The sequence below is a fragment of the Actinoplanes derwentensis genome (assembly GCF_900104725.1).
Taxonomy (GTDB): Bacteria; Actinomycetota; Actinomycetes; order Mycobacteriales; family Micromonosporaceae; genus Actinoplanes; species Actinoplanes derwentensis.
Map to the genome: position 1 here is coordinate 5,188,617 of NZ_LT629758.1, position 11,905 is coordinate 5,200,521.

Consider the following 11,905-nt stretch of genomic DNA (forward strand, 5'->3'; position numbering starts at 1 on the left):
CCCGTCCGGGTTACTACGGATATGCGTGGCCGGTGTTGGTTGGCAGGATTGGGGCCATTCTCATCTAGGGGAGGCCACCATGAGGTTCGCCCGTCCTGCCGCCGCCGCCGCGCTCGCCGCAGTGATGCTGCTCGCGGCGTGCGGCTCGGAGTCCGAACCGGACGCCGCACCGGCACCGGACAACACGCACACCACACACAGCGGGTCAGCCCCGCCGCCCACGGCGTTACGCGACGGGGAACGGTTCGTCGACGTCGGGTTGAAGACGGCGTACACCCCGAAGGCCCCGAACGGTGGCACCGACGAGTACCGCTGTTTCCTCGTGGACCCGAAACTGACCGAACAGGCCTTCCTCACCGGCAGTAGCTTCCAGCCGCAGAACGCGGCGCTCGTGCACCACGCCATCTTCTACCGGCTGGACCCGACCCAGTCCAAAGAGGCCGAGAAAGTGGACGCCCAGTCCGACGGCGAGGGCTGGACCTGCTTCGGGGACAGCGGGGTGCAGGGCCAGACCGCGTGGGTGGCGCACTGGGCGCCCGGGGCCGGTGAGACCCTGATGCCGGCCGGGTTCGGGTTCGCCATGCCGCCCGGCGCCAAACTGGTCATGCAGGTGCACTACAACCTGCTCGGCAACGGTGACGGCGCGGTCGGCTCCGACCAGTCCGGTATGCAGATGCGGCTGTCGAAGTCCACTCTGAAGCCCCTGGAGACCGGGCTGGTGATGGCCCCGATCGAGCTGCCCTGTGAGCCGGGTGGCAGCGGGCCGCTCTGTGACCGGACGGCCGCGGTCGCCGACGTGAAGAAGCGGTTCGGCGATCCGTCCGCCGAGCAGGTGTCCCAGCTCAACGCCTGGTGCAACAACGGCGGTACCCCGAAACCGGGCAACACCCAGAGCTGTGACCAGCCGATCGACCAGGGCGGCACGGTCTACATGGCCGCCGGGCACATGCACCTGCTGGGCAAGGCGATCAAGGTCGAGCTGAACCCGGACACCCCGAAGGCGCAGACGCTGCTCGATGTACCGCAGTTCAATTTCGACGAGCAGGCGCTGACCCCTCTGGCAAAGCCGATCAAAGTCGCCAAGGGCGACAACGTACGGGTGACGTGCACGCACGACGCGACCCTGCGCAAGCAGTTGCCGCAGCTCAAGCAGTTGCCGTCCCGGTACGTCGTGTGGGGCGAGGGCACCAGCGACGAGATGTGTCTCGGAATCCTGGTCGTGGCACCGGACTGAGTGGGTAAGGAGACGTGCATGACCGAGTACGGCATTCACGCCTCCCATGAGCAGATCTCCCCCGGCGCGCTTCTGGACGCGGTGATCGCGGCCGAGCGCGCCGGGTTCGACGCCGCGATGTGCTCCGACCACTTCTCGCCGTGGAGCACCCGCCAGGGCCAGTCCGGTTTCGCCTGGTCCTGGCTGGGTGCCGCGCTCCAGGCGACGAACCTGTCGTTCGGGGTGGTGAACGCGCCCGGCCAGCGGTACCACCCGGCGATCATCGCCCAGGCGATCGGCACTCTGGGCAGCATGTACCCGGGCCGCTTCTGGGCCGCGCTCGGCTCCGGCGAGTTCAGCAACGAGCACATCACCGGTGGTAAGTGGCCGCGCAAACAGGTTCGCGACGCCCGGCTGATCGAGTCGGTCGGGGTGATCCGGGACCTGCTCGACGGCCAGGAGGTCTCCCGCGACGGCCTGGTCACCGTCGACCGAGCCCGGATCTGGACCCGCCCGGCGGTCACTCCCCCGCTGATCGGTGCCGCGGTGAGCGTGAAGACCGCCCGCGCCTGCGCCGAATGGGCCGACGGTCTGGTCACGGTGAACGCCCCGGAGGAGCATCTGCGCGAGATGATCGCCGCTTACCGGGACGCCGGCGGCCGTGGCCCGATCAGCCTCCAGGTACACCTGAGCTGGGCGCCCACCCATCACGAGGCCGAGTCGATCGCGCACGACCAGTGGCGCAGCAACATCTTCGTCCCGCCGGTCTGCTGGGACCTGGCCACCGCCGAGGAGTTCGACGTCGTCTCCGAGAACGTGACAGTCGACCAGGTGGCGAAGGTCGTGAACATCTCCGCCGACCTGGAGCAGCACGTCGAGTGGCTCAAGGGTTACGCGGCGCTCGGCTTCGAACGGATCTATCTGCACCACGTGGGTCAGGACCTGCTGCCGTTCATCGAGGCGTTCGCCGGCAAGGTGCTTCCCGAACTGCGGTGACCGGCGGGGTGACCGCGCGGGCGTCGGCATGCCCCGGCGGCCGCGTCTGCGGCCGGGAGGGCACGCCGGCGTCGCGGGGACGGGGCGGGACTTCAGACGTCCGTACCGAGAAGGGGTAGCAGTTGATCTCCCTGTCTTTTGATCTCCGGTAGGTAAGGGGCGTCGGAGAGGACGAAGTGGGAGATGCCGAGGGCCTGGTATCGGCGCAGCGAGAGGGCCACTTCGGCAGCTGTGCCGAACAGCCACGTGGTGGCCGCGCCGCCGCCGAACCTGCTGGGCGTGGTGTGGAGGTTGTCGTCGAGGACCTCGCCGCGGGCCGCGAGGTCGAAGAGGCGCTGCTGGCCGACGGCGGTGGTGCGGATGTCGCGGTTCGGGGCGATCGCTCCGGCGGCCGTCTGCTGGACCTTGGCTTCGGCTTCGGGTGTCTCCGGTCGCCGCGGACGGCCGGGCGGACCGCGACGGTCGAGTCGGTGACCTGGAAGTGGTCGCCGTGGAAGGTGACGTTCTGCTCGGTCCACAGTCTGCGGGTGAGCTGGAGGAATTCGCGGGTGCGGGCGTAGCGCTGGGCCTGGTCGCCTTCGGAGTCGCCGTAAGTGGCGATTCTGTCCTGGCCGGAGACCACCACAACATCCAGGCGCTGAGCTTCCCGGCCCTGACCGACGACGAACTGGCGATCATCGACGGGATCCGGTGATGTCCTTCGCCGGCGCCATCCGCAACCATCCCGAGGAGGTCGCCGCCGAGCTGGGGCTGCCCTCCCGCTGATAACCCTCATGATCCGGCCACCGGCGACGATGCACATCGTGTGGACCTGCCGACGATTTCCCGGACCGGCCGGGACCTGTGCCGACCGGTCACTGTCGGCTATGCCGTCCTGGCGACCGTCTTCGCCGTCGGCTACGTAGTCGGGAACGCGGCGGTCCGCAACGGCCTGATGCTGCTCTCCGGACTCCTCGCCGCGATCGCCATCGCCGCCGGCCTGCGCCGCCATCGGGTCGCCGACCAGCGCCCGTGGCTCCTGGTGGTCATCGCGCTGCTGCTGTTGAGCGTGAACAACACCGCCTGGCTGATCGCGGCGCTCGTCCCCGGCGAGGGTCCGCCGCCGGACGCCCTGGTCGTCGGGCCGCAACTCGGCGGCTACGTCTTCCTGCTGGCCGCGAGCCTGATGGTGGTGTTCCGGCACGCGCCCCGCGACACCAGCGGGACGATCGACGCCGCGGTGTGGGGTATCGCCCTGGCCTCGCCGGTATGGGAGTTCGTGTTCCGCCCGCGCCTGTTGCACCTCGGGATGAGCGGTTCCGGACAGTTCCTGGTACTCACCCAGCTCCTGGTGCTGCTCGGCATCTGCGGCTCGCTGCTACGGGTGTCCCGCAACAGCCCGGCGAAAGCCTGCCTGCGGTTCCTCTTCCTCGCCCTGGGGTTCACCATCCTCGGGATCTCCCTGGTCAACATGGGCGACCCCACCGAGAAGTCGCAGCTCCCGGCACTGTTCTTCGCCGTCGGCTATCTGTCTCTCGGCGCGGCCGGGCTGCACCCCAGCGTCAAACAGCTCAGCGAACCGGCCGCCCGGCTCGCCCAGTCCACCCCGAAGCTGCAGCTCGGCCGGCTCGGTGCCGCCCTGATCCTGACCCCGCTCTGCGGCGGGCTCGCGCAACTGCTCGGCCAGCCCGCTGACGGCCCGCTGCTCACCGTCGCGCCGCTGCTCAGCATCCCGCTGGTGCTGATCCGGATCTCGAAACTCAAACAGGCCCTGGTGCATCAGGCCACCCATGACGAGCTGACCGGTCTGGTCAACCGGCGGCATCTGTTCACCGTGATGCGGACGGCGATCACCGCGCACACTGCCGGGGCGCCCGGGGATCTGGCGCTCATCTACTGCGACCTGAACGGCTTCAAGCCGGTCAACGACGAGCACGGGCATGAGGCGGGCGACGCGATCCTGCGGCTTACGGCGATCCGGCTCGCCGAGGCGGTCCGGCCCGGTGACGTGGTGGCCCGCATCGGCGGTGACGAGTTCCTGATCTTCTGCACGGCTGCCGACCCGGCCACGGTCCGGGCCATCGCCGACCGGGTCGCCGACGGCATCGCCGAACCGGTCCCCTGGTCGGGCCGCACGCTGCGGGTGACCGCGGCCGTCGGCACGGTCCTCTGGACCGAACGCCGCATCGTCCTGCCCGACGACCTGATCGCGGCCGCGGACGCCCGGATGTACGAACAGAAGCGAGCCCGCGCCGCCTGACCCTGACGATCCTGCCGTCTCAGACGATCGTCTCAGTCGAAGACCCGCAGGTGGCGGGTGCGGGCGGCGGACAGGTGGGCGAGCATCGCGGCCTCGGCGCCGGCCGGGTCGCCGCTGCCGACGGCGGCCGCCACCCGGTCGTGTTCGCCGAGGGTGCTGTGGGTCTCGGTGTAGGGGAAGTACAGCCGGTGGATGTGCAGGTGCGCGTGGAGCCGGGTGATGGCGTCCCGCAGCAGCGGATTGGCCGCGCCGGCCGCGACCAGGTCGTGGAAGCGGGCGTCCCGGGCGGTGAACAGCGCGTGCTCCTGACCGGCCTGCGGGGCCGGGAACGGGAGCGCGGCCTCGGTGGTGACGGCGGCACGCTGCTCGGCGGTGGCGTGTTCGGCGGCCCAGCGGGCGGCCGGGCCCTCCAGGACCATCCGCATGTCGAACATCTGGTTGAACTCGTCGCGGGTGAGCAGCGGGCTGACCGTGTAACCGGCGAGCGGGCGTTTGCGGACCAGCCCTTCGGATTCGAGCCGGGCCAGCGCCTCCCGGACCGGGGTGGGCGACACCTGCAGCTCACGGGCGAGCGCGTCGATGTTGAGCCGGTCCTCGGGGGCGAGCCGGTGGTCCATGATGAGCGACTTCAGCGACTCGTGGACGTCGTCGCTGAGGACTGAGCGGCGGATCATTATTTCTTCCTTGCCGGGTTGACTACCGCATCGAGAACCACTAAACAGTTTCGTAGATCCTATAGGATCTACGAAAGGACCCGGTTTCATGGATCCGTTCACCAGGGTGCCGCTGGGCGGCACCGATGTCACCGTGACACGTCTCGGCATGGGCCTGGCGCCGATCGGTGGACTCTATGCGGCGGTCGGCGACCGTACCGCGGCGGCTGCCGTCGACGAGGCGTGGGATCTCGGGGTGCGGTTCTTCGACACCGCGCCGCTGTACGGCGCCGGACTGTCGGAGAGGCGCGCCGGGGCGGCTCTGAAGGATCGCGACACCTTCACGCTCGCCACCAAGGTCGGCCGCCTCATCAAGACCGATTCATCCGATGACTCCGACATGTGGGCCGAGGGCGGTGGCGCCACCTGGGACTTCTCCGCCGCCGGCGTCCGAGCCTCCCACCAGGAGAGCCTGACCCGGCTCAGCCTGGACAAAGTGGACGTCCTGCACCTCCATGATCCGGACGATCACTTCGAACAGGCTCTCGCCGAGGCACTTCCCACGCTGGTGGAGTTGAAGAACGAAGGCGCGATCGGCGCGATCTCGGCGGGCATGAACCAGTCGGAGATGCTCACCGACTTCGCCCGCACCGGGCAGTTCGACTGCTTCCTGCTGGCCGGCCGTTACTCGCTGCTCGACCAATCCGGACTCGGCACCATCCTGCCCGAGTGCCACAACCGCGGCATCTCGGTCATCGTCGGCGGGGTCTACAACTCCGGGATCCTGGCCGCCCCGGTCCCCGGCGCCACCTACGACTACCGGCCCGCCGCCCCGCAGGTCCTGGCCCGCGCCCAGGCGATGGAACGTGTCTGCGCCCGCTACGACGTGCCGCTGCGCGCGGCCGCCCTGCAGTTCCCGCTGGGCCATCCGGCGGTCGCGTCGGTGCTGGTCGGCATGCGCTCGCCGGAGGAGGCGGCGGACGCGGCAGCGATGGCCCGGGTGAAGATCCCCGGCGCGCTCTGGCGGGACCTGGCCGGCGCTTGGCTGCTCGACCCCGAGGTCCCGGTCCCGTGATGACCGACGGGGTCGGTCCCGTGATGATCGACGCGCACCAGCACTTCTGGACCGCTGACTATCCGTGGCTGCCGGCCGAACTGCGCCGCGACTTCACCCCGGCCGATCTGCGCCCGCATCTGACCGCGGCCGGTGTCACCCGGACCGTGCTGGTCGAGGCCGGTCTCTGCACCGAAGCCGAGACCGTCCGGTTCCTGGCGCTGGCGGCGGCGACACCGGAGATCGCCGCGGTGGTCGGCTGGGCCTCGCTGACCGATCCGGATCTCGCCGCCACGGTGGCGGCTCATCGCCGCCGGACCGGCGGCCCGCTGCTGGCCGGGATCCGCGACCAGGTCCAGGCCGGTCCCGACGACCTGTTGGATCAGGCGGCGGTACGCGTGGGCCTGGCCACCGTGGCCGATGCCGGACTGGTCAACGAGCTGGTGGTACGCGGCTCCCAGCTCCCGTCGGTGGCCCGGGCCGCGGCCGCGCTGCCGGAGGCGGTGTTCGTGCTGGACCACCTGGGCAAGCCACCGATCGCCACCGGCGAGCTGAAGCGCTGGCGGGATCGGATCACCGAGGTGGCCGCCCAGCCGAACGTGACAGCGAAACTCTCCGGCCTGGTCACCGAGGCGGGGCCGGGGTGGACGGCGGAGGAGCTGCGGCCGTTTGTGGAGACCGCGCTGGAGTTGTTCGGCCCGGACCGCCTGATGTTCGGCTCGGACTGGCCGGTGTGCCTGCTGACCGCCACGTACGAGCAGGTGGTGGCGGTGCCGACAGCCCTGCTGGGTGGCCGGCCGGATGGGATCTTCGGGCGCAACGCCGCCCGTGTCTACCGATTGGAGCTGTAGTTGAGATATCTACGAGTGGGCCCGGCCGGCGCGGAACGGCCGGTTCTCTACTCCGGGGGCTCGCTCTACGACCTGTCCCCGGTGACCGCCGACATCGACGCGGCGTTCCTGGCCGGGGGCGGTTTCCAGGGCGATCCGGCCGATCTGCCGCCGGCCGACGTGGACGGTGGCCGGGTCGGCCCGCCGATCGCCCGGCCGGGAGTGATCCTGTGCGTGGGGCAGAACTACGCGGCGCACGCGGCCGAGTCCGGCGCCCAGCCGCCGGCCGAGCCGATCGTCTTCTACAAGGCCCCGAACACGGTGGTCGGGCCGGAGGACGACATCCGGTTGCCGCGCGGTTCCGAGCGCACCGACTGGGAGGTGGAGCTGGGTGTGGTGATCGGCCGTACCGCCCGCTACCTGTCCTCCCCCGAGGAGGCGCTGGCCTGCGTCGCCGGGTACGTGGTGGTCGACGACGTGTCGGAGCGGGAGTTCCAGCTCGACCGGTCGGGTGGGCAGTGGTCGAAGGGCAAGTCGTGCGAGACGTTCAATCCGCTCGGGCCGTGGCTGGTCACGCCGGACGAGGTGAGCTTCCCGCTGCGGCTGCGGTCCTGGGTGAACGGTGAACCGCGGCAAGACTCCAGCACCGCCGACATGATCTTCGACGTGGGGTTCCTGATCTGGCACCTCTCCCAGTTCACCGTGCTGGAACCGGGCGACCTGATCAACACCGGGACGCCGCAGGGGGTGGCGTTGTCCGGCCGCTTCCCCTACCTGCAGCCGGGTGACGTGGTGGAGACCGAGATCGAAGGGCTGGGGCGGCAGCGCAGCGGGGTGGTGAAACAATGAAGGTCGCCTCGGTCACCAGCCACGACATCCGGTTCCCGACGTCGCTGTCGCTCGACGGGTCGGACGCGATGAATCCCGACCCGGACTACTCGGCGGCCTACGTCATATTGAAAGCGGACAACGGGGCGGAAGGGCACGGGTTCACCTTCACCATCGGGCGCGGCAACGAGGTGTGCCGGGCAGCCTTGGACGCCCTGGCCCCGCTGATCATCGGCGCGGATTTATCCGACTTGGGGGATTTTTCGCGACGCCTCACCCATGACTCGCAGATCCGCTGGCTGGGTCCGGAGAAGGGCGTCATGCACCTGGCGGCGGCAGCCGTCATCAACGCCGCCTGGGATCTGGTCGCCTCTCGCGCGCAGAAGCCGCTCTGGCAACTCCTGTCCGAAATATCGCCGGACGAGCTGGTCAACCTGGTCGACTTCCGGTACCTGACCGACGCGATCACCCCGGCCGCCGCACGAGACCTGCTCGCCGATGCGGTTCCGGGCCGAGCGGACCGCGCCGCGCATATCCAGAAAATCGGATACCCCGCGTACACCACGTCAGCGGGATGGCTCGGTTACCCCGACGAGAAGATCGACAGACTGGCGCGGGAGGCCGTCGCGGACGGCTTCCGGCAGATCAAACTCAAGGTCGGTGCGGACCAGGCCGATGACGTACGCCGATTCGCTCTCGCCCGTGCCGCAGTCGGCCCGGACATCCGCATCGCGGTCGACGCCAACCAGCGCTGGGGCGTGTCCGAGGCGCTGGACTGGATGACCGCGCTCGCCCCGTACGACCCCTGGTGGATCGAGGAACCGACCAGCCCCGACGACATCCTGGGTCATGCCGCGATCCGTCAAGGGCTGTCGAAGGCGGCTCCCGGTGGTGGGCCGATCCGGGTGGCGACCGGCGAGCACGTGCAGAACCGGATCGTCTTCAAGCAGCTGCTGCAGGCCGAGGCGATCGACTTCGTGCAATTGGACGCCTGCCGGGTCGCCGGGGTCAACGAGAACATCGCGATCCTGCTGCTGGCCGCGGTCTTCGGCAAGCCGGTCTGTCCGCACGCCGGTGGTGTCGGCCTGTGCGAGGCGGTGCAGCATCTGTCGTTCTTCGACTACGTGGCGGTCTCCGGGAGTCTCGACGACCGGGTCATCGAGTACGTGGATCACCTGCACGAGCACTTCGCCGACCCGGTCGTGATCGAACGGGGCTCCTACCGGGCTCCGTCGGCGCCCGGCTTCTCGACCCGGATGCGGCAGGAGTCGCTGGTCCGGTACGCGTACCCGGAGGGTGAGGCATGGAGCTGAACGGTTTCGTCGCGGCGATCACCGGCGGGGGCTCGGGCATCGGGGCGGCAACCGCACGGCGGCTGTCCCTGGCCGGGGCCAAGGTCGGAATCCTCGACCTGAATCCCGGAGCCGGGCACTTCATCAAGTGTGACGTGTCGGACGGCGCGTCACTGGACGCGGCGATGTCCGAGTTGGCCGACACGTACGGCGGCATCGATCTTTTGATCAACAGCGCCGGGATCAGCTCGGTCGGCACGGTCGAGGAGAACGACGACGCCGAGTGGGCGCGGGTCCTCGACGTGAACGTGACCGGAATCGCCCGTGCCTCCCGAGCCGCGCTCCCCTACCTGCGGCGCAGCCGGAACCCGGTGATCGTGAACCTGTCGTCGATCGCGGCCAGCGCCGGGCTGCTGAAACGGGCGCTCTACTCGGCGTCCAAGGGTGCGGTGCACGCGCTCACCCTGTCGATGGCCGCCGACCTGGTCGGTGAGGGGATCCGGGTGTGCTGTGTGGCCCCGGGCACCGTGGACACTCCGTGGGTGGGGCGGCTGCTGGCCCGTACCGAGGATCCGGCGGGTGAGAAGGCGCGGCTCGCCGCGCGACAACCCACCGGGCGTCTGGTCAGCGCGGATGAGGTGGCCGCGGCCATTCAATATCTGGTCAGCCCGGCCTCGGGCGCCACCACCGGAATGAGCCTGGCAGTCGACGGCGGCATGTCCGGGCTTCGGTTACCCCGCTGAGGCCCCCGTTGGCCTGATCAGCCCGCCAGCTGATCAGGCCCCGGCAGATCCCAGCCCCCCGGTGGAACCCACGGGTCGAAGGTAGTGCCCGGCCCGTCACGGGGTCGTCAACCCGACGTTGGACTCACGAGTAAACCCCTGTGGTAGCCGGCCTCACCTGCACGACGGACGATCTTCGGGCGGGTGACGGGTTAAGGTGCGTCGATGCAGGCCATGCCGGGCCGCGCCCTGCTCACCCACCCGATGCTCGCCGACGGCGCGCTGGCCGTAGCCATGACCGTGACCAGTCTGCTGCTCGGTCTGGAGACCCCGGTCGCCCAGTGGAAGCCGTTCGACGCGTGGGCGGTCCTGCTGATCGTCGCGGTCACGTTCCCGCTGGCTCTGCGGCGGCTGGCGCCCGGTGCGGTGATGCTGTGGGGGCACACGGTCTGGTTCGTGTACGTGAGCCTCGACTATTGGCCGCTCGTCCTCGCGTACCCCATGCTTGTCGTCTTCTACACCGTGGCCGCCGTCGGTGCACGGTGGACCGCGCCGACCGGGGTGGCGCTCGGCGCCCTCATCTGGATCTACGGCGGCTGGGTCACGCCCGGTTCGTCGATGGCCAGCGTGATCGGGCAGGGCATCGCGATTCCGCTGGTGGTGTGGTGGATCGGGCACGGCGCCCGGCAGTTGGAGGTCACCAACCGGCGGCTCGCCGACGCCACCGAGGAGTTGCGGCAGGGGCAGACCGACCTGGCCCGGCGGGTGCTGGTCGACGAGCGGGTCCGGATCGCGCGCGAACTGCACGACGTGGTCGCCCATCACATGTCGGTGATCTCGGTGCAGGCCGGATTGGCCCGGTACGTGCTGCGTTCCGACCCGGACACGGCGCACGGAGCCCTCGACGCGGTGCTGACCACCAGCACCGAGGCGCTCGACGAACTGCGGCGGATGCTCGGGCTGCTGCGACTCGGGCGGGAAGCCGACGAGGCCGACGCCCGGCAGCCACTGCCCGGCCTGGAAGGGCTGCCGGACCTGGCCACCCGGGTCTCCGGGGCCGGGCTGCCGGTGGTGCTCACCGTCTCGGGGACCGCCCGGCCGCTGCCGCAGGGCATCGCGCTGACCGCGTACCGGATCGTCCAGGAGTCGCTGACCAACGCCCTCAAACACGCTGGTCCGGCCACCGCGACGGTGCTCGTCCGGTTCGAGGCGGAGGCGCTGACCATCACGGTGACCGACGACGGGCCCGGGCAGCCGTCGTCGTCCGGGAGCGGGCACGGGCTGGTCGGGCTGCGGGAACGCGCCGCTCTCTACAGTGGCAGCCTGGACGCGGGTCCACAGGGGACACACGGCTTCCGGGTGTCGGCTAGGCTTCCGTACCCTCAGCCTTGAAGGAGGGTCCAGCTTGACCAGTGTTCTCGTCGTCGACGACCAGGACCTGATCCGGGCCGGTCTGGTCGCCCTCCTGCACGCCGCGCCCGGCCTCGAGGTCGCCGGGGAGGCACCCGACGGTCTCACCGCCGTCGCCCTCGCCGCCCGGCTGCGGCCCGACGTGGTGCTGATGGACATCCGGATGCCCGGCCTGGACGGTGTCGCCGCCACCGAGCGGATCCTCGCCGGTGCGGCCGGTGGCACCCGCATCCTGGTGCTCACCACGTTCGACCTGGACGAGTACGTCTACGCGGCCCTGCGCAACGGGGCCAGCGGCTTCCTGTTGAAGGACATCAGCCCGGAACGGCTGATCCAGGCCATCCACACCACCGCCGCCGGCGACATGATCTTCGCGCCGAGTGTGACCCGGCGGCTGATCGAGGCGTACACCCGCACCGGCACCCAGTCCGGCCAGCCCTCCGTGCTGACCGTGCTGACCAGCCGCGAGCTGGAGGTGCTGCGTCTGGTCGCCACCGGCCGGACCAACGCCGACATCGCCGCCGACCTGACCCTCGGTGAGGCCACCGTGAAGACCCACCTGAACCGGGTGATGACCAAACTGGGGTTGTCCAGCCGCGCCCAGGCGGTGGTGACCGCCTACGAGTCCGGGCTGGTGGTGCCGGGGGCGGGCTGACCCACCCCCGGCA

Annotated in this window: 12 protein-coding genes; 10 read left to right on the forward strand and 2 right to left on the reverse strand. The window is 70.1% G+C overall.

Annotated features, from left to right (window positions below):
- The first annotated feature begins 79 nt into the window (after positions 1 to 79).
- On the forward strand, positions 80 to 1,234 hold the full coding sequence (locus BLU81_RS22955) for a monooxygenase (protein WP_092546554.1): 1,155 nt from the start codon (positions 80 to 82) through the stop codon (positions 1,232 to 1,234).
- 18 nt (positions 1,235 to 1,252) lie between these two features.
- On the forward strand, positions 1,253 to 2,209 hold the full coding sequence (locus BLU81_RS22960) for a TIGR03885 family FMN-dependent LLM class oxidoreductase (RefSeq protein WP_092546555.1): 957 nt from the start codon (positions 1,253 to 1,255) through the stop codon (positions 2,207 to 2,209).
- Here the strand turns inward: BLU81_RS22960 and BLU81_RS22965 are convergent.
- The gene (locus tag BLU81_RS22965) at positions 2,166 to 3,011 is read right to left on the reverse strand and encodes an LLM class flavin-dependent oxidoreductase (protein WP_307833836.1); all 846 of its coding nucleotides are present in this window, start codon (positions 3,009 to 3,011) and stop codon (positions 2,166 to 2,168) included. The two genes, BLU81_RS22960 and BLU81_RS22965, sit on opposite strands and share 44 nt — an antisense overlap.
- A gap of 3 nt (positions 3,012 to 3,014) precedes the next feature.
- On the opposite strand from BLU81_RS22965, the gene BLU81_RS22970 reads away from it, so the two are divergent.
- Positions 3,015 to 4,448 carry a GGDEF domain-containing protein gene (locus BLU81_RS22970; RefSeq protein WP_092546556.1) on the forward strand — a complete coding sequence of 478 codons (1,434 nt, stop codon included), beginning with the start codon at positions 3,015 to 3,017 and terminating at the stop codon, positions 4,446 to 4,448.
- A gap of 32 nt (positions 4,449 to 4,480) precedes the next feature.
- Here the strand turns inward: BLU81_RS22970 and BLU81_RS22975 are convergent, their stop codons facing one another.
- Positions 4,481 to 5,122, reverse strand: a complete 642-nt coding sequence (locus BLU81_RS22975; RefSeq protein ID WP_092546557.1) for a GntR family transcriptional regulator — start codon at positions 5,120 to 5,122, stop codon at positions 4,481 to 4,483.
- Between the two features lie 88 nt (positions 5,123 to 5,210).
- On the opposite strand from BLU81_RS22975, the gene BLU81_RS22980 reads away from it, so the two are divergent.
- From BLU81_RS22980 to BLU81_RS23010, 7 genes are all read left to right on the forward strand, one after another.
- A complete protein-coding gene (locus BLU81_RS22980) occupies positions 5,211 to 6,176 on the forward strand; it encodes an aldo/keto reductase (protein WP_092546558.1) in 966 nt (321 codons plus the stop codon).
- On the forward strand, positions 6,176 to 7,006 hold the full coding sequence (locus BLU81_RS22985) for an amidohydrolase family protein (RefSeq protein WP_092546559.1): 831 nt from the start codon (positions 6,176 to 6,178) through the stop codon (positions 7,004 to 7,006). The genes BLU81_RS22980 and BLU81_RS22985 overlap by 1 nt, the downstream gene beginning before the upstream one ends.
- The gene (locus BLU81_RS22990) at positions 7,007 to 7,834 is read left to right on the forward strand and encodes a fumarylacetoacetate hydrolase family protein (protein WP_092546560.1); all 828 of its coding nucleotides are present in this window, start codon (positions 7,007 to 7,009) and stop codon (positions 7,832 to 7,834) included.
- A complete protein-coding gene (locus BLU81_RS22995) occupies positions 7,831 to 9,126 on the forward strand; it encodes an enolase C-terminal domain-like protein (protein ID WP_092546561.1) in 1,296 nt (431 codons plus the stop codon). Before BLU81_RS22990 ends, BLU81_RS22995 begins: the two co-directional genes overlap by 4 nt.
- The gene (locus tag BLU81_RS23000) at positions 9,117 to 9,848 is read left to right on the forward strand and encodes an SDR family NAD(P)-dependent oxidoreductase (RefSeq protein WP_092546562.1); all 732 of its coding nucleotides are present in this window, start codon (positions 9,117 to 9,119) and stop codon (positions 9,846 to 9,848) included. The genes BLU81_RS22995 and BLU81_RS23000 overlap by 10 nt, the downstream gene beginning before the upstream one ends.
- A 204-nt stretch (positions 9,849 to 10,052) precedes the next feature.
- Positions 10,053 to 11,219, forward strand: coding sequence for a sensor histidine kinase (locus BLU81_RS23005; RefSeq protein WP_092546563.1), 1,167 nt, complete (start codon positions 10,053 to 10,055; stop codon positions 11,217 to 11,219).
- Positions 11,220 to 11,232: 13 nt separating this feature from the next.
- Positions 11,233 to 11,892, forward strand: coding sequence for a response regulator (locus BLU81_RS23010; RefSeq protein WP_092546564.1), 660 nt, complete (start codon positions 11,233 to 11,235; stop codon positions 11,890 to 11,892).
- The last annotated feature ends 13 nt before the right edge of the window (positions 11,893 to 11,905 follow it).

What these genes read in the sequence shown, in the direction of transcription:
- BLU81_RS22955 (WP_092546554.1), top strand. Translation starts at nt 80, where the DNA reads ATGAGGTTCGCCCGTCCTGCCGCCGCCGCCGCGCTCGCCGCAGTGATG.
- BLU81_RS23000 (WP_092546562.1), top strand. Translation starts at nt 9,117, where the DNA reads ATGGAGCTGAACGGTTTCGTCGCGGCGATCACCGGCGGGGGCTCGGGC.
- BLU81_RS22995 (WP_092546561.1), top strand. Translation starts at nt 7,831, where the DNA reads ATGAAGGTCGCCTCGGTCACCAGCCACGACATCCGGTTCCCGACGTCG.
- BLU81_RS22960 (WP_092546555.1), top strand. Translation starts at nt 1,253, where the DNA reads ATGACCGAGTACGGCATTCACGCCTCCCATGAGCAGATCTCCCCCGGC.
- BLU81_RS22980 (WP_092546558.1), top strand. Translation starts at nt 5,211, where the DNA reads ATGGATCCGTTCACCAGGGTGCCGCTGGGCGGCACCGATGTCACCGTG.
- BLU81_RS22985 (WP_092546559.1), top strand. Translation starts at nt 6,176, where the DNA reads ATGACCGACGGGGTCGGTCCCGTGATGATCGACGCGCACCAGCACTTC.
- BLU81_RS22965 (WP_307833836.1), bottom strand. Translation starts at nt 3,011, where the DNA reads ATGTGCATCGTCGCCGGTGGCCGGATCATGAGGGTTATCAGCGGGAGG.
- BLU81_RS22975 (WP_092546557.1), bottom strand. Translation starts at nt 5,122, where the DNA reads ATGATCCGCCGCTCAGTCCTCAGCGACGACGTCCACGAGTCGCTGAAG.
- BLU81_RS23005 (WP_092546563.1), top strand. Translation starts at nt 10,053, where the DNA reads ATGCAGGCCATGCCGGGCCGCGCCCTGCTCACCCACCCGATGCTCGCC.